Origin of the sequence: Mycolicibacter sp. MU0102, assembly GCF_963378105.1 — a bacterium.
Taxonomy (GTDB): domain Bacteria; phylum Actinomycetota; class Actinomycetes; order Mycobacteriales; family Mycobacteriaceae; genus Mycobacterium; species Mycobacterium holstebronense.
The window spans coordinates 2064323-2088773 of the sequence record NZ_OY726398.1 but is presented as its reverse complement, the minus strand read 5'-3'; the positions used below and the strand labels follow the sequence as shown (position 1 = coordinate 2088773).

At 68.6% G+C, this 24451-nt stretch carries 24 protein-coding genes and 1 tRNA gene; 5 read left to right on the top strand and 20 right to left on the bottom strand.

The window, feature by feature from the left end; genetic code table 11:
- Nucleotides 1-90: 90 nt before the first annotated feature.
- Nucleotides 91-2229, bottom strand: a complete 2139-nt coding sequence (locus RCP37_RS09670; protein ID WP_308486636.1) for a PGRS repeat-containing protein — start codon at nucleotides 2227-2229, stop codon at nucleotides 91-93.
- Nucleotides 2230-2444: 215 nt separating this feature from the next.
- Nucleotides 2445-3110, bottom strand: coding sequence for a chymotrypsin family serine protease (locus tag RCP37_RS09665; protein ID WP_308486635.1), 666 nt, complete (start codon nucleotides 3108-3110; stop codon nucleotides 2445-2447).
- 191 nt (nucleotides 3111-3301) lie between these two features.
- Between RCP37_RS09665 and RCP37_RS09660 the strand changes: the two genes are divergently transcribed.
- Complete coding sequence (locus RCP37_RS09660) at nucleotides 3302-3799, top strand: metallophosphoesterase family protein (RefSeq protein ID WP_308486634.1); 498 nt, start codon at nucleotides 3302-3304, stop codon at nucleotides 3797-3799.
- 278 nt (nucleotides 3800-4077) lie between these two features.
- Here RCP37_RS09660 and RCP37_RS09655 read toward each other — a convergent pair whose 3' ends face one another.
- The 3 genes from RCP37_RS09655 to RCP37_RS09645 all read right to left on the bottom strand — a co-directional run bounded on the left by RCP37_RS09655 (nucleotide 4078) and on the right by RCP37_RS09645 (nucleotide 5270).
- A complete protein-coding gene (locus tag RCP37_RS09655; RefSeq protein ID WP_308486633.1) occupies nucleotides 4078-4554 on the bottom strand; it encodes a hypothetical protein in 477 nt (158 codons plus the stop codon).
- A 47-nt stretch (nucleotides 4555-4601) separates the two neighbouring features.
- Entirely contained in the window at nucleotides 4602-5090 is a 489-nt protein-coding gene (locus RCP37_RS09650) for a pyridoxal-phosphate dependent enzyme (protein ID WP_373693139.1), read from the bottom strand.
- A 106-nt stretch (nucleotides 5091-5196) separates the two neighbouring features.
- Nucleotides 5197-5270, bottom strand: a tRNA-Pro gene (locus RCP37_RS09645).
- A 184-nt stretch (nucleotides 5271-5454) separates the two neighbouring features.
- Here RCP37_RS09645 and RCP37_RS09640 point away from each other — a divergent pair.
- Entirely contained in the window at nucleotides 5455-7110 is a 1656-nt protein-coding gene (locus RCP37_RS09640; RefSeq protein ID WP_308487018.1) for a patatin-like phospholipase family protein, read from the top strand.
- Nucleotides 7111-7115: 5 nt separating this feature from the next.
- Here the strand turns inward: RCP37_RS09640 and RCP37_RS09635 are convergent, their stop codons facing one another.
- Nucleotides 7116-7898 carry a sulfite exporter TauE/SafE family protein gene (locus tag RCP37_RS09635; RefSeq protein ID WP_308486631.1) on the bottom strand — a complete coding sequence of 261 codons (783 nt, stop codon included), beginning with the start codon at nucleotides 7896-7898 and terminating at the stop codon, nucleotides 7116-7118.
- A 60-nt stretch (nucleotides 7899-7958) separates the two neighbouring features.
- On the opposite strand from RCP37_RS09635, the gene RCP37_RS09630 reads away from it, so the two are divergent.
- Nucleotides 7959-8393, top strand: coding sequence for a hypothetical protein (locus tag RCP37_RS09630; RefSeq protein ID WP_308486630.1), 435 nt, complete (start codon nucleotides 7959-7961; stop codon nucleotides 8391-8393).
- Nucleotides 8394-8402: 9 nt separating this feature from the next.
- Here the strand turns inward: RCP37_RS09630 and der are convergent, their stop codons facing one another.
- From der to RCP37_RS09600, 6 genes are read right to left on the bottom strand one after another with little or no spacing between them, the layout of a single operon-like run.
- Nucleotides 8403-9809: a ribosome biogenesis GTPase Der gene (gene der / locus RCP37_RS09625; protein WP_308486629.1), complete on the bottom strand. Its 1407-nt coding sequence runs from the start codon at nucleotides 9807-9809 to the stop codon at nucleotides 8403-8405.
- Nucleotides 9806-10498 carry a (d)CMP kinase gene (gene cmk, locus RCP37_RS09620; RefSeq protein ID WP_308486628.1) on the bottom strand — a complete coding sequence of 231 codons (693 nt, stop codon included), beginning with the start codon at nucleotides 10496-10498 and terminating at the stop codon, nucleotides 9806-9808. Before cmk ends, der begins: the two co-directional genes overlap by 4 nt.
- The gene (locus RCP37_RS09615; protein WP_308486627.1) at nucleotides 10495-11250 is read right to left on the bottom strand and encodes a pseudouridine synthase; all 756 of its coding nucleotides are present in this window, start codon (nucleotides 11248-11250) and stop codon (nucleotides 10495-10497) included. The genes cmk and RCP37_RS09615 overlap by 4 nt, the downstream gene beginning before the upstream one ends.
- Nucleotides 11250-12035: an SMC-Scp complex subunit ScpB gene (gene scpB / locus RCP37_RS09610; RefSeq protein WP_308486626.1), complete on the bottom strand. Its 786-nt coding sequence runs from the start codon at nucleotides 12033-12035 to the stop codon at nucleotides 11250-11252. Before scpB ends, RCP37_RS09615 begins: the two co-directional genes overlap by 1 nt.
- 14 nt (nucleotides 12036-12049) lie before the next feature.
- A complete protein-coding gene (locus tag RCP37_RS09605) occupies nucleotides 12050-12874 on the bottom strand; it encodes a segregation/condensation protein A (RefSeq protein ID WP_308486625.1) in 825 nt (274 codons plus the stop codon).
- Entirely contained in the window at nucleotides 12871-13728 is an 858-nt protein-coding gene (locus RCP37_RS09600) for a ParA family protein (protein ID WP_024442037.1), read from the bottom strand. Before RCP37_RS09600 ends, RCP37_RS09605 begins: the two co-directional genes overlap by 4 nt.
- Before the next feature lie 112 nt (nucleotides 13729-13840).
- Here RCP37_RS09600 and RCP37_RS09595 point away from each other — a divergent pair, with 112 nt between their 5' ends.
- Nucleotides 13841-14596 carry an O-methyltransferase gene (locus RCP37_RS09595; RefSeq protein ID WP_308486624.1) on the top strand — a complete coding sequence of 252 codons (756 nt, stop codon included), beginning with the start codon at nucleotides 13841-13843 and terminating at the stop codon, nucleotides 14594-14596.
- A gap of 12 nt (nucleotides 14597-14608) precedes the next feature.
- On the opposite strand, the gene xerD is transcribed toward RCP37_RS09595, so the two are convergent.
- The 5 genes from xerD to steA all read right to left on the bottom strand — a co-directional run bounded on the left by xerD (nucleotide 14609) and on the right by steA (nucleotide 20305).
- Nucleotides 14609-15565, bottom strand: coding sequence for a site-specific tyrosine recombinase XerD (gene xerD / locus RCP37_RS09590; protein WP_308486623.1), 957 nt, complete (start codon nucleotides 15563-15565; stop codon nucleotides 14609-14611).
- A complete protein-coding gene (locus tag RCP37_RS09585; RefSeq protein WP_308486622.1) occupies nucleotides 15562-16185 on the bottom strand; it encodes an NUDIX domain-containing protein in 624 nt (207 codons plus the stop codon). Before RCP37_RS09585 ends, xerD begins: the two co-directional genes overlap by 4 nt.
- The gene (locus RCP37_RS09580; protein WP_308487017.1) at nucleotides 16178-17986 is read right to left on the bottom strand and encodes a CTP synthase; all 1809 of its coding nucleotides are present in this window, start codon (nucleotides 17984-17986) and stop codon (nucleotides 16178-16180) included. The genes RCP37_RS09585 and RCP37_RS09580 overlap by 8 nt, the downstream gene beginning before the upstream one ends.
- Before the next feature lie 140 nt (nucleotides 17987-18126).
- Nucleotides 18127-19086: a copper transporter gene (locus RCP37_RS09575; protein WP_308486621.1), complete on the bottom strand. Its 960-nt coding sequence runs from the start codon at nucleotides 19084-19086 to the stop codon at nucleotides 18127-18129.
- 37 nt (nucleotides 19087-19123) lie between these two features.
- Nucleotides 19124-20305 carry a putative cytokinetic ring protein SteA gene (gene steA / locus RCP37_RS09570; RefSeq protein WP_308486620.1) on the bottom strand — a complete coding sequence of 394 codons (1182 nt, stop codon included), beginning with the start codon at nucleotides 20303-20305 and terminating at the stop codon, nucleotides 19124-19126.
- A gap of 213 nt (nucleotides 20306-20518) precedes the next feature.
- On the opposite strand from steA, the gene RCP37_RS09565 reads away from it, so the two are divergent.
- A complete protein-coding gene (locus RCP37_RS09565) occupies nucleotides 20519-20884 on the top strand; it encodes a hypothetical protein (RefSeq protein WP_308486619.1) in 366 nt (121 codons plus the stop codon).
- Nucleotides 20885-20896: 12 nt separating this feature from the next.
- Here the strand turns inward: RCP37_RS09565 and recN are convergent, their stop codons facing one another.
- The 3 genes from recN to RCP37_RS09550 are packed head-to-tail and all read right to left on the bottom strand — an operon-like array spanning nucleotide 20897 to nucleotide 24447.
- Complete coding sequence (recN, locus tag RCP37_RS09560; protein ID WP_308486618.1) at nucleotides 20897-22696, bottom strand: DNA repair protein RecN; 1800 nt, start codon at nucleotides 22694-22696, stop codon at nucleotides 20897-20899.
- 15 nt (nucleotides 22697-22711) lie between these two features.
- Complete coding sequence (locus RCP37_RS09555; protein WP_308486617.1) at nucleotides 22712-23644, bottom strand: NAD kinase; 933 nt, start codon at nucleotides 23642-23644, stop codon at nucleotides 22712-22714.
- Nucleotides 23641-24447 (bottom strand): TlyA family RNA methyltransferase, encoded by an 807-nt coding sequence (locus RCP37_RS09550; RefSeq protein ID WP_308486616.1) that lies wholly within the window; start codon nucleotides 24445-24447, stop codon nucleotides 23641-23643. The genes RCP37_RS09555 and RCP37_RS09550 overlap by 4 nt, the downstream gene beginning before the upstream one ends.
- Nucleotides 24448-24451 lie beyond the last annotated feature (4 nt).

Genomic DNA, 24451 nt, shown 5'->3' with positions numbered 1-24451 from the left:
TCAGCTGATGTCTAAACCTGACATCTGTTGGCTAGCACCGCTGTCGGTGCGCGGGGCTCCGCTCAGACCGGCAGTCAGCACTACGCGCGGTCAGTCATTTGGATTCGGGGCGGATGCGCCGTCGGTGCCCGGCGTTCCGGGAGTTCCGTCGGCACCGCCATTTCCGCCTTTGCCACCGGGATCGAGGCTGCCGTTGCCGCCGTTGCCACCGTTGCCACCGGCGCCGTTGCCGTTGGGGCCGACCTGGCCACCGTTTCCGCCATTGCCACCGATCCCGCCGGCGCTACCCAACGGGCCCGAGCCACCGTCCCCGCCGTTGCCGCCGACGCCTCCGGTACCACCATCGGCGCTTCCGCCGGTCCCGCCGGTGCCGCCGTAGCCGCCGCTGGTTTCAGATCCCATTCCCAAACCGACGCCGCCGTGGCCGCCATTGCCGCCATCACCACCCTGGCCTCCGGTACCGGCACCGCCGCCGCCACCACCGCCGCCACCGCCACGTGCCCATCCGGCGGTGGTGTTGCCTTCTCCGCCCTGGCCGCCAATGCCGCCGACTCCCCCGTCGCTGGCGCCGCCGCTGCCACCGGCGCCACCGTTGCCGCCATTGCCGCCGGCGCCCAGACCAGTGCTTCCGCCTGTGCCGCCAGCGCCACCGTGGTTGGCAGTCCCGCCATCGGTGCCATCACCACCATTGCCGCCGTTGCCGCCGGCCCCGCTGTCACGGCCGCCGCCCAAAAGGCTGCTCATGCCACCGACGCCACCGTTGCCCCCCGCCCCAGCGATGCTGCCTGCACCACTGGCCGCGCCACCATTGCCGCCATTGCCACCCGCACCACCGTCACGGCCACCACCCAAACCGCCACCGATGCCCCCGCTACCGCCGCTACCACCATTACCGGCGTTACTGCCGACACCGCTAGCCGCACCGCCATTGCCACCGACCCCACCGACGCCACCATCGCGGCCGCTGCCCACAGCGCCGCCATTACCCCCGCTACCGCCGCTACCACCATTACCGGCGGTGCTGCCGAGACCGCTAGCCGCACCGCCATTGCCACCGACCCCACCGACGCCGCCATCGCGGCCGCCACCCTGGGCGCTGCCGGGGGCGCCTCGACCACCGTCACCACCATTACCGGCGGTGCTGTGGTCACCGATAGCCGCACCACCATTGCCACCGTTGCCACCGGGTCCGCCATCGAGGTCTCCCTGGCCGAAGACAAAGAGGCCACCCTTGCCGCCATTACCGCCATTCCCAGCGGTACTGCCGGCACCGTTGGTAGCGCCACCGTCTCCGCCATTGCCGCCCGCGCCGGCATCTCTACTTAGCCAATAGCTGGCCTGACTGCTATTGCCTCCGTCCCCGCCAACGCCTCCGGTGCTGCCGATTCCGTCAGCGCTGCCGCCGTTACCACCGTTTCCGCCGTTGCCGCCGGCACCCCCGACGGCATACACGCCCGGGGCGCGACCGCTAACACCGCCGTTACCCCCGGCGCCACCCGTACCACCATTGCCGACCGAGTTGCCCCCATTGCCGCCGTTGCCGCCATCGCCGTTGGTACTGAACAACATTCCGCCACGGCCACCGGCACCGCCGTTGCCACCGTCACCCGCATGGAGGCCATCCAGGCCCGCGCCGCCGCTGCCGCCGGCGCCACCGTTGCCGATCCAGTTCGAAGCCCCACCGACACCACCGTCGGCGCCGGCGCCGCCGTCACCACCCGCGCCGCCGTTGCCCAGCCAGCCGCCCGCGCCGCCGGCGCCGCCGTCCACGCCGTCTTCGGTGCTGCTCCAGCCGTTGCCGCCGTCACCGAAGATCCAGCCACCGTTACCGCCATCGGCATGGGTCTCGGTGCCGTCGACGCCATTGCAGACCAGGCCGCAGGCGCCACCGAAAGCAAACAGCGGGTTGACGAAGTCGTTGACCGTTGAGCCGAAAGGACTCTCGATCCAGTCCTGCATCGCAGCATGCAACGGCAGATAGATGTCGTTTTGGAACCAGTCGGCGAAATCAGTACCGACAGCCGCGCCGGGGAGGTCACCGCCGACGAACAACGACGCGAGGTCGAATGTCGAAGTCGAGTCGGGACCGTCCCAGTAGCCGGGCTCGAACACCGCACCCCACGCGGTGGGGTCCAACAGGTCGGCCATGAAGTCATCGAAGTCGGCGTGCGCCGCAGGTGTCCATCCGAACGCGGCCAGCGCCCCGACAGACGCGCCCGCAGCAGCCACCCGCCGCGCCGACGCGGACCCGTTTTCCTTAAGCCAACCTGAGATCTTCACCCCGCGTGTCTACCACGGAAGTTAGTGAACCGCCATTCGAGAATAGACGCGGAAAAGCAAGAAAGCGTTGCTGAGCTGCACGGATTGGGCCAGTTTTCGTCTAGGCCGACGCCCGCGTAGAACCTGTGTCGACGCCTCAGCAAAAGCTCCGCGGACCGTCGCGCTCAGCTTCCGATCGGGACGAATCCACTGCCCGGCCCGTCGCCGGCGTTGACGTCATCCAGGATCGCGTTGAACTTCGTCAAGTACGTAAGCGGCCTCGGAAGCGAATATTTGGTGCCCAGGGTCATGCCGCCCGCGTAGACCATGCCGACCAGCAGGCCGTCCATGGTGACCGGAGCGCCCGCATCACCAGGGTCGAATTGCGCCAACAGGTTCACGCGCGGCCCGAACGGCGTAGTGATGCGACCACAGAGGCCAGGGGTGGCGGGTCCCCATTTGCACACCGCGGAATCGAACTGCGGATCTGGGCCTAAGCCGTTGACCACAACGCCGGCGTAGTCCGACACCGGGATCAATTCGGGCACATCGAACTTGATCACCGCGTAGCGAAGGTCGCCGTTAGCGGCCACGACGGTGCCCACGGTCGTGCCTACACCCGCTACCGCGACGGCAGCTCCTGGCCCGCCGCACACCGCTCCGGTGAAGCCCACCACGTCACCGGCCCGATCACGTCCGATCGTGGTCAGCGTGCAGTAGTTGTTGCCGTCGACCACAATGGCTGCCCCACCGCCCAAGATCACCATGGCGGCCGCGGGTGGAGAAACCGGCAGGCCCACGCCGAGAAGCAGTGCGAGAACAAGGACGACCCGCCAACAAGCGATCTGCAACGCGCCTCTCCATCCAATTCAGGTAACACCAGTGCAGCCTTCGACCGCGCAAGCGTGTCACGAGGATTGATCCGGGGGCGAACGGATCGGCCCCTGTCGCCGCACAGTGCCATCATCACCGTTGTGGACTTCTTCACTGCCGACCTGCATCTCGCGCACCCGGGCTCGCAGACCTGCGCGGCTTCGACAGCGTGACCGCGCATGACGCCGCGGTGATGGCAGCGCTCTGCGAGCTCGATCACGAGACCGACACACTGTGGGTGCTCGGCGACATCTGCGCTGGCGGCGTGGCCAGTATGGAGACGGCGTTGGAGCAGCTGGCCGCGCTGCGGGTGCCGATGCACCTCATCACCGGCAACCACGACCCGGTCCACCCGATATTCCGTGGCGCGCAGCGGCACTTCGCCAACTACTCGGCCGTGTTCGCGAGCGTGCAGCAGGTGGCGCGGACGAAAATCGGCGGCCAGGGCATCCTGCTCAGCCACTTCCCGTACGCCGGTACCCCGGACAGGTTGTCGCGCACGGAATTCGACCAGTACATGCTGCCGGACCTAGGGAAATGGCTACTTCACGGTCACACCCATACGGCAGAGCGCCGATCCAGCAAGCGGTCGATCTGCGTGTCGCTGGAGGCATGGGATCTGCGGCCGGCATCGGCTGAAGAAGTGGCCGACGAGATGTCTCGTTAACGATGCCGCACCCGCCGCGACAGCGAGCCAATCACCTCTCACCACTCCCGCGCGCCGACAGTGGATTTTGCAAGCCGTCATTCACTAATACAGTTCCCCCATGACCTCCCCCGTCCTGCGGGTCTCCCCGGTCGGCCTGCGCGAGCTGGCACTTCGCTTCGGCATGGCAGGCCAGAGCAGCAGCAAGCTCGGGATAAACCGGTAGACCGCGATGTCCGGATTGCCGCCGCCGGCGGCGGCGTCGCCTCAGACCAAGAAGTGACTCTGGCAGCGGTCCTCTACCGAGACGGCACCTGTTCCCCGGCGGGTACGCCCGCCAGTGCGTCCAATACCCGATCGATGAACCGGTCGGCATGAGCACGAAGACTGTCGTTCGTGTGTTGGGTCGTGTCGACCTCGATCGGATCCCCCAATGCGAAGTGCACCCGCATTGCACGCCGGTACGTCCGCTCCCCGAAACCGTCCGCCGAACCAAAGGCTTTGACGTCGACCCCAGCGACCTGACTCAGGGGCCGGATCACCGCAGCCAGATCCTGCTCCTCCGCAGCGTCGGCGATATAGACCAACTGTCCGATCGTCTGCCTGTCGATCCACACAAGACGGCACCGCTGATCTGGCAGCTTCTCGCGGGCGAAGCCTTCAACCGGCCATCGCCTAACCAGCTCGCCGATCTGCTCAACCACGATCCTGGGCGGCCGCGACCAATCCGGGAATACGTCCCTGGCTATCTGCCGGAGTTGTTCTTCGTTCGCCATGGACGTTCGAGTAGCCCCCATCGAACGACGGTCGCCGGCTGGCGCGGTTACCGTCGCCCTACCCTTTGACCTCTGTCGCGCCTACAGGATTTGAACCTGCGGCCGTCGCGGAGTTGATCGGCACCGAACCCATGCCAGAAAGTTAACAGCACTTCTGGGCTGCCGCCACTCGTCCCAACGAGGCCGAGTGCGGCCGCCGGCTCAACGACCAGACCGGCGTGCTCGAGGAGCATCCGATCCCAGCGATGAGAGGCCTCGCGGACCAGAACCGCGTCGTCAGCGACCAGGAGCAGATCAGACAGAACGGCCGGGAGGGGAAAGCGGCCGGTAACGGCGTCGGCGATGGTATCGGTCGAGTCGGTGGTCACCGCGCGGCGTTGGTGCCCCGACTGTGTCATCGCTGGTGCCCAAGCCGGCTGAACGCAGATCACCTCGACGTCGGGCGCGAAAGTCTTCACGATGTGGCCCCGCCCGCAAGATCGTGGTTGATATCCGCACTGGGCCCTTGCCCTTGTGCCGCTTGCGCATGACCACAAGCTACCTGCGCATTTAGACGCTTGTTGCCGTATCAGTTGCCGTAAACCCTTTTTGGGGCGGTCAGACCGTCGACGTCAATTAGACGTCTGAACTGCTAAAACTCTGTCGGGCTGACAGGATTTGAACCTGCGACCACTTGACCCCCAGTCAAGTGCGCTACCAAACTGCGCCACAGCCCGCCGCCGCCGCAACAACTCCGGCAGCAGGTCGAAATGCTACCGCACGCCCGCGACTGTCCCGAATCCGCGTGACGACACCTCGACCGCGTAGGCTCGCCACGCGGGACTGCCTCCCCTCGGCAGCGCGACTACCCCTCAGGAACCACCACTTATGCAGCTTCCCCCCTCGCAGCAGTGGTCGGCCATGCCCGACCCCACGGACCCCATAGACATCCCCGAGACCAGCGGCGACCCCGCCGTCACCGACGAAGTTGTCGACGTCGTCGACACCGGCGACACCATCTTGCTGCTGCAGAAGATGGAAAATCGCCTCATCCGGCACACGCTGCGCCGGCCCGACGTGCTGAGCGCCGAGCAGCTGCGCCGGCTGCGGTATCTGCTCAACTTCGCCCGGCTCGACGACTTCGAGCCCGGTGCCGCCGGCCCGGGCGGCGCCCGCGGCCGCGGTGACGTCTCGGTCGGCGCGGAACTGGCCGGCTGGCGGGCCAAGGTGGCCGACGCCCTGCGCGGCCCGCTGCGCGAGGAACGCGACCCGGTGATGGCATTGGTCGCCGCCCGCGACACCCTGGGCGCGCTGACCGCCGAGCAGGACGAGCAGCGCCGCCTGCTGGCCGAACGCCACGGCAACGACTTCTCCCTGGCCGAGCTCGACGCCGAGGTGGGCCACAAGAAGCTGGTCACCGTCCTCGGTGGTGGAGGCGGCGCCGGCTTCGTCTACATCGGCGGCATGGAAGCCCTACTGGAATCCGGGGCGGTGCCCGACTACCTGATCGGGTCCTCGTTCGGTTCCATCCTGGGCTCAGTCGTCAGCCGCACCCTGCCGGTGCCCATCCACGAATACATCGAGTGGGCCAAGACGGTGTCGTTCCGCGCCATCCTGGGGCCCGAGCGGCTGCGCCGCCGCCACGGCCTGACCGGTGTGTTCTCCTTGAACTTCGATCTTTTCGCCGACGCGATGTTCCGCCGCGACGACGGCGCGCCCATGAAGATGTCGGATCTGGCCATCCCGTTCGATGCCGTGGTGGCCGGCGTGCGCCGCCAGCCGTTTGCGGCGCTGCCGGGGCGCTACCGCAACCAGCGCCTGGCCGGCCTGCAGCTGCGGTCCTTCCCGTATCTGTCGATCGGCCTGGGCCCGCAGGTGGCGACGCGGATGTGGCAGACGGCCGCGTTCATCGACCCGCGGGTGGTGACCCCGATCGTGATCGGCGGCGACAACCCGGACCGCGACGTCAATGTCGTTGACGCAGCGTCGTTCTCGTCGGCGATCCCCGGGGTGCTGCATCACGAGCCCAAAGACCCGGCCATGGAGCCGCTGTTCGACGCGCTACTGGCCGACAACGACGTCGGCGCACTGGTCGACGGTGGCGCGGCCAGCAATGTGCCCCTGGAGCTGGCCTGGAAACGAGTCCGGGACGGCCGGCTGGGCACCCGCAACGCCTGCTATCTGGCCTTCGACTGTTTCCACCCGCAGTGGGACCCCAAGCACCTGTGGCTGGTACCGATCACCCAGGCGATCCAGTTGCAGATGGTGCGCAACGCGCCCTACGCCGACCATCTGGTCCGGTTCTCCCCCACGCTGTCACCGGTCAACCTGGCGCCCTCGGCGGCCACCATCGACCGAGCCTGTCATTGGGGACGCAAGAGCGTCGGGCACGCTATTCCGGTGGTTTCGGCACTGCTGCAACCGGTCTGGTGGGAAGGCAGCGAGCCTGCGGTGGTGACGCCGAAGGCGCCCGAACAGCCGGAGCACCCGCACGCCGCGTCGATGAATGAAGTGATGGCCTCGGCCCGGGCACCGCGCAGCCGCTGGGAGCGGTGGCGCAGGCAGAACCCCGCCTGAACCGGCTAGACCGACAACAGCCGATACAGCCCGATCAGACCGACCACCAGGATCACCACGCGCAGCGCGTTCGGGGACAACCGGCGCCCATAGTGACCGCCCAGATATCCCCCGATCAGCGAACCGACGGCGATCAATCCGGCTGCCGGCCAACTGATCCGGTCGAACGCCGTCACGATGTAGGCCACGGCGGCGACCACGTTGACGATCAACACCAGCAGGTTCTTCGCGGCGTTCATCCGCTGCATCGACTCGGGCAGCAGCACCCCCATCACACCGACCAGCAGAATTCCTTGGGCCGCAGCGAAATAACCGCCGTACACACCGACGACGAAGGTGCCGACCACCAATGCCGTCAGCCGGCCACCGCTGAGCTGGTCGGTCGAGCGGCCCTCGGCCGCCGCGCGGCGCTGCGCCACGGCCTGGATCTTCGGCCCGATCACCACCAACGCCAGGGCGCCGACCAACAGGGCCGGCACGATTCGGTTGAACACGCTCTCGGGCAGGTGCAGCAGCAGATACGCGCCGAGCACCGCGCCCAGCAGCGATCCCGGTATCTGCCAGCGCAGCCGATCCCACTGACCGCGCAGTTCGCGGCGGTAGGCCCAGGTGCTGGAGATGCCGCCGGCCACCAGGCCGATCGCATTGGAGATCGTCGCGGTAAGCGGGGCAAATCCCAGCGTCACCAGGGTCGGGAAGGTGATCAGTGTCCCCGAGCCGACCAGGGCATTGATCGCCCCGGCGCCCACCCCTGCCAGCAGGATCAACACCATCTGCGATACCGACATCTGCAGCACCCTACGCTGATCGTGCGCAGGGCTAAGGCAGCCCAGCGGAGAGGTGAGGCGATGAACGGCATATCCGGAAAGCGGGCTGTTGGTGCTGTCTGCGGGCTGCTGTTCGCCCTCGGAGCACTGCCGGAGGCTCAGGCCGCCCCGGAGGTGCCGTCAGGCCCGTACTCCTTCACCGCCCAGCACGGCCCGTCGCAGCGAGAGGCGACGTGGACGTTCACCCCGTGCGGCGCGACCTGCACCACCGTCAACGCGGAACGCTGGCTGCAGAACGCGGAGTTTCATCTCAACGGTGGCCGCTGGGAGTACAGCGGGCGGGGCAGCATGGACTGCCCGGTGGATCACACCCCGCTGCCGGTGTCCAAGACGGTCAGCTTCGACGCGGCGACGCTGGCCGGCCAATGGACCACCGCCACCCTGGAACCGTGCGGTCGAGGACCGGCGGGCGGGGTGGTCGGGCAGTGGGACTTCCAGCTGACTAAGTCCGGCTAGCTCAAGAAGTCAGCGAGAACGCTTGGGGCCACGCTTTTCTCGCACTCGCACATTGATGCGGATCGGGCTGCCTTCGAATCCGAACGTCTCGCGCAGTCGCCGCTCCAGGAACCGGCGGTAACCGGCCTCCAGGAATCCCGAGCTGAACAACACGAACGTCGGCGGACGCGACGTCGCCTGGGTGGCGAACAGGATGCGCGGCGCGCGGCCGCCGCGCGCCGGCGGCGGGGTCGCGGCAACCACCTCTTTGAGCCAGTTGTTGAGCTGACCGGTGGAGATCCGCTTGTCCCAGGAGGCCAGCGAGGTCTCCAGCGCCGGCACCAACTTCTGCACCGCGCGACCGGTTTTCGCCGAAATGTTCACCCGCGGCGCCCACGCCAGCCGGGCCATGTCCCGATCGATCTCTTTGTCCAGCACGTAACGCCGGTCCTCATCGACCAGATCCCACTTGTTGTAGGCCAGCACCACCGCCCGGCCCGCCTCGACCACCATCGAGATCACCCGCTGATCCTGCTCGGTCAGCGGCAACGACGAATCGACCAGCACGATCACCACTTCGGCGGCGTCGATTGCCCCGTGAGTGCGCACCGAGGCGTAGAACTCGTGCCCGCTGGCCTGCCCCACCTTGCGGCGCAGCCCGGCGGTGTCGACGAAACGCCAGATCTTGCCGTCCATCTCGATCAGCGAGTCGACCGGGTCGACGGTCGTGCCGGCCACGTCGTGCACCACCGACCGCTCATCGCCGGCCAACCGGTTCAGCAGCGAACTCTTGCCCACGTTGGGCTTGCCGACCAACGCCACCCGTCGTGGACCGCCTCCGCCGCCGGCGGTTTCGGCCACCTCGGGCAGCTTGGCGATCACCTCATCCAGCAGGTCGGCCACGCCGCGGCCGTGCAGCGCACTGACCGTGAACGGCTCGCCCAGCCCCAGCGACCACAGTGCCGCCGCATCGGCCTCGGCCCGATCACTGTCAACCTTGTTGGCGGCCAAGAACACCGGCTTGCCGGACCGGCGCAGAATCCGCGCGGCGGCCTCGTCGCCGGCGGTGGCGCCGACCACCGTGTCCACCACCAGGATCACCGCGTCGGCGGTACGCATCGCCACCGCGGCCTGCTCGGCCACCAACTGCTGCAGGCCCTTGGCGTCGGGTTCCCAGCCGCCGGTGTCCTGCACCACGAAGCGCCGGCCGGTCCACAGCGCGTCGTAGGACACCCGGTCACGGGTCACCCCGGGCAGGTCCTGCACCACCGCTTCACGCCGGCCCAGGATCCGGTTGACCAACGTCGACTTGCCGACGTTGGGCCGGCCCACCACGGCCACCACCGGCGGCGGACCGGAGTCTTCGACGAGATCGTCGAAACCGCCGTCTTCGCCGATCTCCCAGTCGCTTTCGTCGACCCAGGTTCCGTCACTCATCGGATCGCCCCGCAATGCTGCTCAACCAGGTCACGCAGATGGTCGATCACCTGCTCCTGGGTCATGTCTCCGGTGTCCACGATCACCGCGTCGTCGGCGGGCCGCAACGGCGATACCGCCCTCGTGGAATCCAACTCGTCGCGGCGCAACACGTCAGCCAGCACGCCGGCGTAATCGTCGCGCAGCCCCGCTGCGATGTTCTGGTCATTGCGCCGCTGGGCCCGGGTCTCGGCCGAAGCGGTCAGGAAGATCTTCACGTCGGCGTCGGGCAGCACCACGGTGCCCACGTCGCGGCCTTCCACCACCACGCCGCCGCCTTGGGCGGCCAACTGCTGCTGCAGCGCGACCATCCGGGTGCGCACCGCGGGAACCGCGGCCACCGCCGATACCGCGCTGGTCACCTCGTCGCCGCGGATCTCTCGCGAAACATCCTCGTCGCCAAGAAAAGCGCGGTCTCCCTCGGGTTGGGAGTCCACCGAGACCTCGACGCCCTGGGCGACCGCGCCGATGCCGTCGATGTCATCAAGCGCGACGCCAGAGCGCAGTACCGCCAGCGTCACGACCCGGTACATCGCGCCGGTGTCCAGATAGCTCGAACCCAGCGCCGCCGCCAATCCCCTTGCGACGGTGGACTTTCCGGTTCCGGCCGGCCCGTCGATGGCGACGACTGCCGCGCCGCCCGCACTCACAGGCCCACCGCCGCATAGAGCTCGCCGATTTCCTTGCGGGTCAACGCCCGGATGCTGCCGGGACGCTGCTCCCCCAGCTCCACCGAGCCGATATCGGTGCGCACCAACTCCTGGACCGGAAATCCGACCGCAGCCAACATCCGCCGCACGATCCGCTTGCGGCCTTCGTGCAGCGTGACCCGCACCAGCGACTTGCCGGGCACGGTGTCGACCACCGCGAAGTCGTCGACCTTCGCCGGGCCGTCGTCGAGTTCGACACCCTCGCGCAGCTTCTTGCCTAGACCGCGGGGGATGGTGCCCACCACGGTGGCGATATAGGTCTTGGGTACCTGATACGACGGGTGCATCAGCCGGTGCGCGAGTTCGCCGTCGTTGGTCAGCAGCATCAGGCCCTCGGTGTCGGCATCGAGGCGCCCGACGTGAAACAGCTTGGCGTCACCGCGAACTCGGTGTTCGACGTAGTCGCCGATGCACGGCCGGCCGCGGTCGTCCGACATGGTCGAATGCACTCCACGTGGCTTGTTCAGCGCCAGGTAGACCCGGGTGTCATCGACGGTCACCCGGGCTCCGTCGACTCGGATCACCGAGGCGGCAGGGTCCACTCTGGTGCCCAGTTCGGTCACCACCCGACCGTCCACCTCGACCCGGCCGTCACGGATCATCCGCTCGGCGACCCGCCGCGAAGCGACCCCGGCCTGCGACAGCACCTTCTGCAGGCGCACGCCGTCTTGTTCTTCGTCCGGCCACGCCATCAGAGGTGATCCACATCAAAGGCCAGCGGCTGGTCGGCCGCCGGCGCACCGCCAAGCTTCATGAAACGCGGTTCGCTGTCCAGGGTTTCGCTCATTTCATCAATCACGTCGACATCGGGCAGCAGCGGGGCGATGTCGGGCAGGTCGGTCAGAGACGACAGACCGAGCCGCTCCAGGAACAGCTCGGTGGTCGCGAACGTCACCGCGCCGGTGTCGGCGTCCGCCCCCGCCTCGGTGATCAAGCCGCGCGCCACCAGGGTTCGGATCACCGCATCGACGTTGACGCCGCGCACCGCGCTGACGCGGGCCCGAGTCACGGGCTGGCGGTAGGCGACAACGGCGAGCGTCTCCAGCGCGGCGCGGGTCAGTTTGGACCGGGCGCCGTCGAGCAACAGCCGCTCCACGTACGGCGCGAAGCGGGCGCGGGTGTACAGCCGCCAGCCGCCGCCGGCCTCACGCAGGTCGATGCCGCTGTCGCGCTGCGTGAACTCCTCGGCCATCGTCCGCAGCTTGGCGGTGATCCGGTAGACCGGTTGATCGGTGGCGGCCGCCAGCGCCTCCACGGCCACCGGGGTGTCCACCACCAGCAGCAGGGCCTCGAGCACCGATCCCAGCTCGGCATCCTCGAGTTCGGGTGCCAGGGCAACGTCGATCCCCAGATTGGAGCCCAACGGGCCGGCGGATTCCTCCGCGCCGTCGTGGTCTTCCACCGCGTCGGCAGCCTCAGGTGCCTCAGGTGCCTCGAAATCCTCCGCCACTTCGGAGTCGGGCATGTGGTCACTCATCAATTCGTCTCGCACTACTCGGCCGATTCTGCTTTCACCAGGTCTTCATTGGTGGGACGTTCCCCCGTCCACGACACCTGGAGCACACCAAGTGGTTCTGACTGCTCAAATGCTACCGCCCTGGCCCGATACAGTTCGAGCAGCGCCAGAAAGCGCCCGACGATCTCGATCGGCATCGAGCAGTCGGCGACCAGTTCGGTGAACGAAGCCCACTGCCCCGTGCCGCGGGCCTCCAACAGCCGCAACACCACACCGGCCTGCTCGGGCACCGACACCATCACCTGATGCAGGTGTTCGAGGCCCACCACCGGGACCGGACGCGGGGTGAACGCGGCCGCCGCGATTTGGGCAAAAGACTCGGCGTCGACACCCAGCATCACTTCGGGAAGCAGGTTGGCGTACCCGTCCTCGAGCGCAACCGCGCGCGGGTAGCTTCGCAACGCGGCGGCCTCGAGCTCGGCGAACATCTGCGCGACGTGCTTGAACGCCCGGTATTGCAGCAGCCGCGCAAACAGCAGGTCGCGGACCTCGAGCAATGCCAGGTCTTCTTCGTCGTCGACCTGACCGGCCGGCAGCAGCCGGGCCGCCTTGAGGTCGAGCAGCGTCGCGGCGATCACCAGAAAGGCGGTGGTCTCTTCGAGCTCCAGCTGCGCGCCGACGTCACGGGTGTAGGCGATGAAGTCGTCGGTGACCTGGTGCAGCGCCACCTCGGTGACGTCGAGCCGGTGCGCGAAGATCAGCTGCAGCAGCAGGTCGAACGGACCCTCGAAGTTGGTCAGCCGGACCTTAAAACCCTGCGAATCAGCGGGGGCGTCGGCCGTCTCAGTGTCGGCGTTCACGCGCCGAATCGGTCAATGACTTCGCGGGCCAACGCACGATAGGCCTGCGCGCCGCCGGACTTCGGGGCCCAAGTGGTGATGGGCTCGCCGGCCACGGTGGTCTCCGGGAAGCGCACGGTGCGGGTGATGACGGTGTCGAACACCAGGTCACCGAAGCGCTCCACCACCCGCGACATCACCTCGCGGGAGTTGACCGTGCGCGGGTCGTAACGGGTCAGCAGGATGCCGCTGATCTCCAGCTTCGGGTTGAGCCGGTCGCGGACCTTGTCGACGGTGTCGGTCAGCAGCGCCAGGCCGCGCAGCGAGAAGTACTCGCATTCGGTCGGGATCACCACGCCATCGGCGCAGGCCAAACCGTTGACGGTGAGCAGCCCCAGCGAAGGCTGGCAGTCGATCAGCAGGTAGTCGTAGCGGTCCAGCACCGGCGTCAGCGCCCGCGCCAGGGAATGCTCGCGCCCCACCTCGTTGACCAGCTGGATCTCGGCCGCGGACAGGTCGATGTTGGAGGGCACCAGGTCCAGGTTCTCCACCGAGGTCTGCACCAAAACGTCGTCGATACCGACCCGCGGTTCGACCAGCAGGTTGTGCACGGTGTGCGCCAGGTCGTAGTGCGGCACTCCGAGGCCCGCCGACAGCGCGCCCTGCGGGTCCAGGTCGACCAGCAACACCCGGCGGCCGTACTCGGCCAGCGCGGCACCGAGGTTGATGGTGGAGGTCGTCTTGCCGACGCCGCCCTTCTGGTTGCACATCGCAATGACCTTGGCCGGCCCGTGCGTCGAACGGGGCTGCGGCTCGGGGATATTCCGCGGGGGACGCCCGGTCAGGCCGACGTCGGGAGTGTCGTCGTCGCTCATGGCCGAACCGGCGCTGTGGTGGCGGACATCCGCAGAAGTCTAATAGGTGACCGGCTCTTGTATTAGCCACATGACCAGTGATTGCGGCGCCGACGGCCATAGGATCGCATCCATGAGCCTCAAACGACGTCTCCCCTTCCTGCGGTGGTCGTTCCTGCGGGTTGCCACCGGTGCACGCAACATCGTCACGACGGGCCAGATCGGCGACGGCCGCGAGGCCGCAGCGGTCGACTTCGTGCTGGCCAACGCCCGGGCCGGCGACATCGACGACGTGCTCGCCCGCATCGACGAGTTCGCCTACGAGAAGTCTTTGCTGATCAATATCGGCGACGAGAAGGGCCTACTGCTGGACGCCGCCGTCCAGCGGGTCAATCCGGCGTTGGCGCTGGAGCTGGGCACCTACTGCGGCTACAGCGCGCTGCGGATCGCGCGCGCCGCACCCTCGGCGCGGGTCTATTCGATCGAGCTGGCGGAGGCCAACGCCGCCAACGCCCGGCGGATCTGGGCGCACGCCGGGGTGGCCGACCGGGTCACGTGCGTGGTGGGCACCATCGGCGACGGCGGGCGCACGCTGGACACCTTGACCGCCAAGCACGGCTTTGCCGCCGGCGGCCTGGATTTCTTGTTCATCGACCACGACAAGGACGCCTACCTGCCCGACTTGCAAGCCATCCTCGACCGGGGCTGGCTGCATCCGGGGGCGGTGGTGGTGGCCGACAACGTCAAGCTGCCCGGGGCGCCGCGCTACCGCGAGTACATGCAGGCCCAGCAGGGTTCGCGGTGGGACACCGTCGAGCACCGCACCCACGTGGAGTACCAGAGCCTGCTCCACGACCTGGTGCTCGAGTCCACCTACCTCGGCGGCTAGCAGGCCCGGCGGCTAGCGGGCGCGGGGGTGCGCCCCGGCCCACACCTCACGCAGGGCGTTGACGGTGACCAGCGTGTAGATCTGGGTGGTGGTCACCGAGGCGTGGCCGAGCAGCTCTTGCACCACTCGCACGTCGGCGCCGCCGTCGAGCAGATGGGTCGCGAACGAGTGCCGCAGCGTGTGCGGTGACACCTTGGCGGTGATCCCGGCCCGCTCGGCGGCGTCCTGCAACACCTGCCAGGCGCTTTGGCGCGACAGCCGCCCACCGCGGGCGTTGAGGAACACCGCCGCGTTGCCGCGACCGCGGCCGGCCAGCTCCGGACGGCCCCGCACCAGGTAGGCGTCCAGCGCCGCGACCGCCGGCCGGCCGACCGGCACCAATCGCTGCTTGCCGCCCTTGCCGTGCAGCAGCACCGACCGGTCCTGAACATCAATATCGTCGATGTCCATTCCCACGGCCTCCGAGATACGAGATCCGGTGGAGTACAACATCTCCAGCAGGGCGCGGTTGCGCAGCGTCAACGGCCCGTCAGACTCGCTGTCGCCGCCGGCGCCGGCCAGCAACGCCGCCACCTCGTCGACGGTCAGGCTCTTGGGCAGGCGCCGCCCCGGTGTCGGCGGCTTGACCGAGCGCGCCACGTCGGCCGCCACCATTCCCTCGGCGGCGGCGAACCGGTGCAGGCCGCGCACCGCGATCAGCGCGCGCCCCGCCGAGACCGCCGACAGGGCGGGCACGCCGTTATCGGGGTCGCCGCGACGCAGCGTCACCAGAAACTCGGTGACGTCACCCTCGCCGACGCCGGCCAGGTCTTCGATCCCGCGGGCCAGCAGATGCTCGCGGTAGCGGCGCAGGTCGCGCCGATAGGAACTCAACGTGTTGGCCGCGACCCCGCGCTCGATGGTCAGGTGGTCCAGATACCCCTGCAACTGCCCGCCCAGCGGGCCCACCGGCTGGGTCGCCGCGGTCATGGCCGGTTCTGCCTGGCGGCAAACGCCTTCGGTCGATCGACCCACTCGGCGGCCAGATCACGCAGCTCGGTGAAGCCCTGACTGTTGACAAAAGCGGCCAGGATCCCCGCCACCGCAATGGCATTGACGATCTCGCCGGAAAACACCATCCGGGCCGCCTCGGCGAGCGAATACCACTCGAGCGTGAGATCGGCCTCTTCGTCGTGGGCCTCCGGGCGGCCCACCTCGGTCAGGCCGGTGGCCAGATACACCCGCACCGACTCGTCGGAAAAACCCGGCGTGGAGTCCAGGTCCACCAGCACCTGCCAGGTGGTCGCGGTCAGACCGGCCTCCTCGACCAGCTCCCGACCGGCCGTGACGTGCGGCGGCTCGCCACCGATGTCGAGCAGGCCGGCGGGCAGCTCCCACAGCCGCCGGCCCAGCGCGTGGCGGTACTGGTAGATCAGCGGGATCCGGCCCTCGGCGTTCACGGCGACCACTGCCACCGCCCCGAAGTGCTCCACCACGTCCCGGGTGGCCGTTGCGCCACCCGGCATCAAGACCTCGTCACGGCGCAGCGCAAAGATCTTGCCGCTGTGCAGCAGCTGCGACGACGTGGTCTCGAAGACGTGGTCAGCCACGGGTGACGTGTTCCGGCAGCGTTTCTTGCAGCGGGTCGGTCAGCGGCTGGGCACTGCCCCCGTGCCCCTGCGCTCCGTTCTGGGCGTCATCGTGATCAGCGGCGTGGGGCTCGTGGGCGTGCTCGGGGATCTCCACCGGCAGCCGCTCGGCGGCCTTGTAGTCCATCGCCGCACCGACGAACGCGGCGAACAGCGGATGCGCCCGAGTGGGCCTGCTCTTGAGCTCGGGGTGCGCTTGGGTGCCCACCAGGAACGGGTGCACCTCGCGGGGGTACTCGACGAACTCCACCAGCTTGCCGTCCGGGGAGGTGCCGGAGAACCGCAGCCCGCTCTCGGCGATCCGGTCGCGGTAGGCGTTGTTGACCTCGAAACGGTGCCGGTGCCGCTCGGAGACCTCGGTGGCCTGATAGGCCTCGGCCACAATCGAATCCGCTTCCAGCACGGCGGGATAGGCGCCCAGCCGCATGGTGCCGCCGAGGTCGGCCGTCCCGGCGACCGCCTCCTGCTGGTCGGCCATGGTCGCGATGACGGGGTCGGGGGTGTCCGGGTCGAACTCCGCCGAGCTGGCATGGGTGACCCCGGCGACGCGGGCCGCGTCGATCACGATGCACTGCAGCCCCAGGCACAGTCCCAGCACCGGCAGCGCGTGGGTGCGGGCGTAGGCGATGGCGCCGATCTTGCCCTCGATGCCCCGGATCCCGAACCCGCCGGGGATCAGCACCCCGTGCATCTCCCCCAGCGCGGCGGCAGCGCCGGCCGGGGTTTCGCACGCATCGGAGGCCACCCAGTGGATCTCGACCTTCGCGAAGTGGGTGAAGCCACCGGCCCGCAGCGCCTCTGTCACCGACAGATACGCATCGGAGAGGTCGATGTACTTGCCCACCAAGGCGATTCGCACCGTCTCGTGGGGTTCGTGGACGCGGCGCAGCAGCTCGTCCCACTCGGTCCAGTCGACGTCCTTGAACGGCAGGTTGAGCCGGCGCACCACGTAGGCGTCCAGCTCCTCGCGGTGCAACACCTTGGGGATGTCGTAGATCGAGGGTGCATCCGGGGTGGAGATCACGCCGTCGACGTCGACGTCGCACATCAGCGCGATCTTGTTCTTCAGTGCCTCGGGCACCTCGCGGTCGCAACGCAGGATCAGCGCGTCGGGGGTGATGCCGATGCTGCGCAGTGCGGCCACCGAGTGCTGGGTGGGCTTGGTCTTGAGTTCACCGGACGGGGCCAGATACGGCACCAGCGACACGTGCAGGAAGAACACGTTGTCGCGGCCCACATCGTGGCGGACCTGCCGGGCAGCTTCCAGGAACGGCTGCGACTCGATGTCGCCGACGGTGCCGCCGATCTCGGTGATCACCACATCGGGACGGACGCCGTCGGCGTCCGGCTCCGACATGGCCAGGATGCGCCGCTTGATCTCGTCGGTGATGTGCGGGATCACCTGCACGGTGTCGCCGAGGTATTCGCCGCGGCGTTCCTTGGCGATGACCGTCGAATACACCTGGCCGGTGGTCACATTCGCCGAACCGGACAGATCGCGGTCCAGGAATCGCTCGTAGTGGCCGACGTCGAGGTCGGTCTCGGCACCGTCCTCGGTGACGAACACCTCGCCGTGCTGGAACGGATTCATGGTCCCGGGATCGACGTTGAGATACGGGTCCAGCTTCTGCATGGTGACCTGCAGCCCGCGGGCGATCAACAACTGGCCCAAGCTGCTTGCAGTCAGACCTTTACCCAACGAGGAAGCAACTCCGCCGGTGACGAAAAGATGCTTGGGCTCAGCTTGGGGATGCTTGCGCAATGGTGGCAAAACCAACCTCCGTGACGACGGCGCAGGAACTGAGGGCCTGCCGACCCACGGAATCTCACCCTAACATCGACGCGGCGTCTCGGCTCCAGACACGCCCACCCGCGTCCGGACACGGCCTGTGATACGTCTCGCTATTGCGCCAGGGTGACCGAGCCGGCGCCATGGCCGATGCCGTACTGGCCCGGCTGGCCGCCGCCGATCAGGCTGCTCACCGCCATCACGGTGGTGATCCGGCCCGACTCGATGTCCACGTCGTCGACGGTGCTGATCGTGCCGGCCACCGCCGAATCGGTGCGTGCCATCGCCACCGCCGCGGTGCCCGACGCCGATCCGTCCCGCCCGGCCAGGACCGTCGCCGAACCGTGCGGGGCCAGTGCCGCAGCGAACCGGGCCACGCTCAACCCGGCGGTGCCGGCGTCTTCGGGCAGCGCCCCGCCGGTGACCACGATGGCGGCGTTGGCGGCCGGGAAGCGCTCTTGGGCGTAGGTGACGAAGCCGGTGTCGCGCAGCGCGGCCAGCACGGTAGCCCGGGCGGTGTCATCGACACCGGGCCCGGGCGGAGCCGGGGGCTCGGGGTGGCGCGAGTTGATCAGCAGCGCGATCCCGAGCAGGTCGCCGGCCTGGGCGTCCTGGTCGACCAGGCTGGTGCTCAGTTGGGCGCCGGCCGGCACGATCCCGGACTCCAGCACGGCACGGAGCTTCTCCTCGGCATTGCCGTCGACGAACTGCGCCGTCAGCGTCACCGTTCCGGTGACGGTTCCGCCGGCCTGCCCGATGATCCGCGAGACCGCCTCGACGTCGTCGTCGGCGGCGTCGGGAGTCCGGAAGATCACCGTGGATTTCCCGATCAGCGCGTCGTGCACCATCCGGGGCGCCATCTGGGCGTCAAAGTCGTTGGCGTTGCGCAGCCGGTCGCTCAGCGCGGTGTGCTGTTCGTGCAGCGTGTCGATCTGCTCCCGCAGATCCTGCTTGTCGGACTGCATGCCGGCCATCAGCGGGCCCGACAACAGTCCAGAACCCAGGACGACGCCGAATACCAGTGCCAGCAGCACTGCCGTCAGCGACATCGCGTGGTAGCGAGGGGTGATCATGGCGGTGCTGACCCCGATCCTTTTGCGTCGATCCCGTTTAGGTCACCCAGTGCCGCAGCCACTGCGACAGGTGCTGCCAGTAGTTGCCGAGCCACTCGAGCACCACGGCGTCGGTCCGCGACACCCACAGCGCGACGATGATCGCCACCAGCATGGTCAACACCAGCAGCGCGATCGCGCCGGCCGAGATCCGGTTGCGGTAGAGCGTGGCGACCGCGCGGGCGTCCACCAGCTTCTCGCCGACCTTGAGCCGGGTCATGAACATCGATGGGTTGGTCAGCTGACGGGTCCGGTCGAAGAACGTCTCGATGTTGGCGGTGTGCCCAGCCGTCACCAGCAGCGCCGCACCGTGGTGGTCGGCCAGCAGCAGCGCCAGGTCCATCGCGGAACCGGCGGCCGGGAAGGTCATGGCACCGACGCCCAGGTCCTGGATGCGCTCCAAACCGGGTGCGTGGCCGTCGGCGTCGGCGGGCAGCACGACCTGCGATCCGCACCGCAGCACCTCGGCGCTCATCTGGTCGGGGTCGCCGACGATCAGCTGCGGGCGGTAGCCGGCCTTGCGCAGCACGTCGGCTCCGGCACCGATGCCGATCAGCACCGGCTGGTACTCCTTGATGAACGGCTTGAGGCACTTGAGGTCGTCGGTGGCGGTGGCTTCGTCACCGACCAGCACCACGTGGCGACGGCGCAGGTCGACGTCGATCTCGGGGATCCCGATCCCGTCGATCAGCAGCGGGCTCTCGCTGCGAATGAACTCGATGGTGTTGCCGGCGAAGGACTCCAGGTGGGCCACCAGCCCGCTCTTGGCCTCGATCATCATGTCGGCGATCTCGACGTCGCTGCGTTCGACGCCGCGCGCCAGCCGGCGGTCGCCGGAGTAGACGGCACCGTTGTGGAGGCGGATCTTGGCGCCGTCCCGGATCTTCTTGAACACCGTGGGTCCGGCTTCGTCGATCAGCGTGACGCCGTTGGCGACGAGCACCTCCGGCCCCAGGTTGGGGTAGCGCCCCGAGATCGACGCCGAGGCGTTGACGACGCCGGCGATCTGGGCTTCCACCAGGGCATCGGCGGTGATCCGGTCCAGGTCGAGAATGTCGAGGACCACGATGTCGCCGGGGCCCACCCTGCGCAGCAGTCGGTCGATGTCGTGGTCAACCCGAGCCGTACCGACAAGGCCAGGCCGGGCGGTGTTACGAGACAGCAGCGCAGACATCTTCATGGGCGCGATTCTGGCCGGGAAGTCGGGAGAATCGAGGGAGGCGCGCCGTAACACCAGCCCCAGAAGTTTCATCACGTCACATCAGTCACACGTTTTGGGCGGGCACCGCGGGCCCGAAATGTGCAAGGGATTTCCCTGTATTTCCGGGTGCCTGCGCCGGCATAGCGTCGACTCAAGCGGGGCGCCGCCCCGTCACTGCGGAGGGAGCTCGACATGATGGGACGACGGATCGCCGCCCTGGCCACGCTGGTGGTGGGCACGTCAGTGGGGTTGGCCGGCCCGGCGAAGGCCGACCTGAACGACGGCACGTACACCATGACGATGACCGAGTCCGACCAGTTCAAGGTCGGCCAGACTCAGACGTGGAACGTCGGCAGTTGCGGCCCCGACTGCCGGCATGTGGAGGTGGCCGGCGGCGATACGCCGTATGACTTTCATCTGGCCGGCAATTCCTGGACGGCAGCTCAAGCGTCGGGTCAATCGCACGGATTTACCACGACCGTTGACAACAATTCGCTCGCCGGCACATTCACCTTCGACGACGGCGCCTATTACAAGTACCAACTGAAAAAGAACTGACGCCTGGTCGACTTAGCTCTCGGAGCCCGCGCCGCGATCCTCTTGCGCGGCATCGAGCAGTTCTCGCGCGTGTGCCCGGGCCGTGTCGGTCTCCCCCAACCCGGCAAGCATCCGGGCCAGCTCGCCGACCCGGTCGTCGTCCTCCAGTCGCCGCACCCCGCTGGCTCCTTGTCGCCCGGTGGGCTCGACCATCAGGTGCACGTCGGCGTAGGCCGCGACCTGCGGCAGGTGCGTCACCACGATGACCTGGTGGGTGCGGGCCAACCGGGCCAACCGCCGCCCGATCTGCACCGCGGCCCGACCGCCGACTCCGGCGTCGACTTCGTCGAACACCATCGTGGTGCCGGCCGAGTTCCGTGCCGCCCCGGACGAAGACGACGTGGCCAGCACCACCTCCAGCGCCAGCATCACCCGGGACAGTTCCCCACCGGAGGCGCTCTTGGCCACCGGCAGCACCGTCATGCCGCGGTGCGGGGCCAGCCCGAACTCGACGTCGTCGATACCGTCGGCGCCGGCGTGCACGATCTGTCCCGACGGCAACCGCAACGCGGCCGGGTCCTCGGCGGCGGCCGCGCTGGTGCTGACCCCGATGCTGAACTCGGCATCGGCCATGGCCAGCCCGGACAGCTCGGCGCTGACGGCCTTGGCCAGTCCACCGGCGGCCTTGGTGCGCGCGGCGCTGAGGTCGGTGGCGGCCTTGGCCACCTGCTCGCCCAGCGCGTCGACACGGCGGGCCAACTCGGCGAGTGCTTCTTCGGAGACGTCGAGCTGAGTCAGGCGGTCCCGCGATTGCGCCGCCCACTCCAGCACCCCGTCGATGTCGGCGGCGTACTTGCGGGTCAGGCTGCGCAGCTCGGCCTGGCGGGCCAGCTTGGCATCGAGAGCGTCGGCGCCGGTGGGCAGATCGTCGAGATAGCTGCCGAGTTCGCGTGCCACGTCGCCCACCACGGTGAGCGCCTCGCCGAGCTGATCGCCCAGCGCCTGCAGCACGGTGTCGTCGGTGCCGCTCAACGCCGCCTTCGCCTGCCCCAGCCGATCGGTGGCCGAGCTCGGCCCGTCCGCCGCCTCCACTGCGTCGTCGGCGCCGGCCAGGGCCGCCCGCGCGCCGTCGGCCGCGGCGCGCAGCGCGTCGAGCTCAGAGAGTCGCCGGATGTCGGCGGTCAGCGCGTCGTCTTCGCCGGCCCGGGGATCGACGGCATCGATCTCCCGCAGTGCGAAGGTGAGGCGGTCAGCTTCCTGAGCCAGTTCCCGGGCGCGGTCGCGGCGTTCGACCAGCTCGCGGCGTGCCGATTGCCAGGCCTCGCGCGCGGCGCGGTAGCGCTCCAGCCGGGCGCCCACCCCGGCGTAGCGATCCAGCGCCGCGCGTTGTTCGTCGGGGCGCATCAACCGCAGCTGATCGTTCTGGCCGTGCAACGTCAACAGGCTGCCGGTGAAACCGGTCAGCGATTTGGCCGGCACCCCGCGACCGCCCAGGTAGGCCCGCGAGGGCCCGTCGCGGCTGACCGAGCGGGCCGCGATCACCGTGCCGTCCTCGTCGCGCTCCGCCCCGGCCGCCTCGAGCAGTTCGTCGATCTGCCCGGCTGCGGCCTGGGCCAGGTCGGTGGTGCAGAACCTGCCCTCCACCACGGCACGGGCGGCGCCGGAACGCACCCGGTTGGCGTCGGCTCGAGCACCACCGAGCAGATGCAGCCCGGTGACGACCATCGTCTTGCCGGTGCCGGTCTCGCCGGTCAGGACGGTCAGTCCGCGGTCGAATTCAGCGGTGGCTGCGCTGATGGCGCCCAGGGACTCGATACGGATTTCAGTAAGCAAGGGCCGGCACCGTCGTCATTGTCCGCGCCAGCCGGTGACCGGCAGCCGGAATTTGCGCACCAACCGATCGGTGAACGGCGAGCGGCCCAGCCGCGCCCACTTCACCGGGCTGACGCCGCGTTGCACCTCCAGGCGCCCGCCGGCGGGCACCAGCATCTTGCGGCGACCGTCGCAGAACACCAGCGCGTTGTGGCCGTCGCTTTCGACCTCGATCGCGATGATCGATTCGGGGCTGGTCACCATGGGCCGGGCGAATAGCGCGTGAGCGTTGTTGGGCACCACCAGGATGGCGTCCAGATCAGGCCAGAGCACCGGTCCCCCGGCGGAGAACGCGTAGGCGGTGGATCCGGTCGGGGTCGACACCAGCACTCCGTCGCAGCCGAACGTCGACACCGGCCGGCCGTCCACCTCGACGACGACACCCAGCACACCCAGCCGGGGGCCCTTCTCCATGCTGGCCTCGTTGAGCGCCCAACCGCTGTCGATGATCTCGCCGTCGGCGCGGACCACGACGTCGAGAGTCATCCGGTCTTCCACCCGGTAGTCGCGGGCGATGATCTTGTCCAGGACCTGGTCGATGGTGTCGGCTTCGGCCTCGGCCAGAAACCCGATCCGGCCCAGATTGACGCCCAGTACCGGGATGTCGGCGCTGCGCGCCAGTTCCGCGGCGCGCAGGAATGTCCCGTCACCGCCGAGAACCAGCACCAGTTCGCAGCCCTCGGCCGCCCCGTTGTCCGGGTCCACCAGGTCGATCGCGACACCGATTTCGCGACCGTCGTCAGCGCCGGCGTGCAGCGCACCCTTGTCGACGGCTTCGGCGGTCAGCACGCGCAGCGCGATGCCGTGTTCGTCGAGCACCTTCTCCACGCGGCGGGCGGTGTCGGTGGCCTCTTCGCGACCGCTGTGTACCACCAGCAGCACGGTGCGTTGATGATCTCCACTGGTCATTGCGGACCCTTCGCGACGGCATCTTCCACGGCGGCGCGCAACGCGTCACCGGTCAGCGGCGCAGCACTGGCGCGCAGATGCAGAAAGTATTCGACGTTGCCGGACGGTCCCGGCAACGGACTGGCGGTGACGGCGACGGTGCCCCACCCCAGTTCTTGGGCGCGGTGCGCCACCGATGTGACCGCGTCGGCCCGCAGGACCGGGTCGGACACCACACCGCCAGACCCCACCTGTTGTCGTCCGACTTCGAACTGCGGCTTCACCATTGGCACGATATCGGCGTCCGGTGACGCACAGCCAGCCAGCGCAGGCAACACCGTGGCCAGCGAGATGAACGACAGGTCCGCGACGATCAGCTCCGCGGGCCCGCCAATGGTGTCGACCGTCAGACCGCGGACGTTGGTGCGTTCGATGACCACCACCCGCGGGTCGGTGCGCAGCGACCACGCCAACTGCCCGTAGCCGACGTCGACGGCCACCACCCGGGCCGCACCCCGGTCCAGCAGCACTTCGGTGAATCCGCCGGTCGAGGCGCCGGCGTCCAGGCACTGCCGGTCGGCAACCGCGATCCCGAACGTGTCCAGGGCGCCGATCAGCTTGTGCGCCCCGCGCGACACCCAGCTGCGTTCACCGTCGTCCACCACGGCCAGCGCCGCGGTCACCGCCACGGCGGTGGCGGCCTTGACCGCCGGGATGCCGTCGATGGTGACTTTGCCGGCATCGATCAATTCGGCGGCCTGCTGACGAGACCGCGCCAATCCGCGCCGGACCAGTTCCGCGTCGACCCGAGCACGCCGCGACATGCCT

Excerpts from the sequence above, each read along its gene's own strand:
- RCP37_RS09655 (WP_308486633.1), bottom strand. The coding sequence starts at position 4,554 with ATGGCGAACGAAGAACAACTCCGGCAGATAGCCAGGGACGTATTCCCG.
- RCP37_RS09640 (WP_308487018.1), top strand. The coding sequence starts at position 5,455 with ATGCCCGACCCCACGGACCCCATAGACATCCCCGAGACCAGCGGCGAC.
- RCP37_RS09635 (WP_308486631.1), bottom strand. The coding sequence starts at position 7,898 with ATGTCGGTATCGCAGATGGTGTTGATCCTGCTGGCAGGGGTGGGCGCC.
- RCP37_RS09630 (WP_308486630.1), top strand. The coding sequence starts at position 7,959 with ATGAACGGCATATCCGGAAAGCGGGCTGTTGGTGCTGTCTGCGGGCTG.
- der (WP_308486629.1), bottom strand. The coding sequence starts at position 9,809 with ATGAGTGACGGAACCTGGGTCGACGAAAGCGACTGGGAGATCGGCGAA.
- RCP37_RS09615 (WP_308486627.1), bottom strand. The coding sequence starts at position 11,250 with ATGGCGTGGCCGGACGAAGAACAAGACGGCGTGCGCCTGCAGAAGGTG.
- scpB (WP_308486626.1), bottom strand. The coding sequence starts at position 12,035 with ATGAGTGACCACATGCCCGACTCCGAAGTGGCGGAGGATTTCGAGGCA.
- RCP37_RS09600 (WP_024442037.1), bottom strand. The coding sequence starts at position 13,728 with ATGAGCGACGACGACACTCCCGACGTCGGCCTGACCGGGCGTCCCCCG.
- RCP37_RS09595 (WP_308486624.1), top strand. The coding sequence starts at position 13,841 with ATGAGCCTCAAACGACGTCTCCCCTTCCTGCGGTGGTCGTTCCTGCGG.
- xerD (WP_308486623.1), bottom strand. The coding sequence starts at position 15,565 with ATGACCGCGGCGACCCAGCCGGTGGGCCCGCTGGGCGGGCAGTTGCAG.
- RCP37_RS09575 (WP_308486621.1), bottom strand. The coding sequence starts at position 19,086 with ATGATCACCCCTCGCTACCACGCGATGTCGCTGACGGCAGTGCTGCTG.
- steA (WP_308486620.1), bottom strand. The coding sequence starts at position 20,305 with ATGAAGATGTCTGCGCTGCTGTCTCGTAACACCGCCCGGCCTGGCCTT.
- RCP37_RS09565 (WP_308486619.1), top strand. The coding sequence starts at position 20,519 with ATGATGGGACGACGGATCGCCGCCCTGGCCACGCTGGTGGTGGGCACG.
- RCP37_RS09555 (WP_308486617.1), bottom strand. The coding sequence starts at position 23,644 with ATGACCAGTGGAGATCATCAACGCACCGTGCTGCTGGTGGTACACAGC.
- RCP37_RS09550 (WP_308486616.1), bottom strand. The coding sequence starts at position 24,447 with ATGTCGCGGCGTGCTCGGGTCGACGCGGAACTGGTCCGGCGCGGATTG.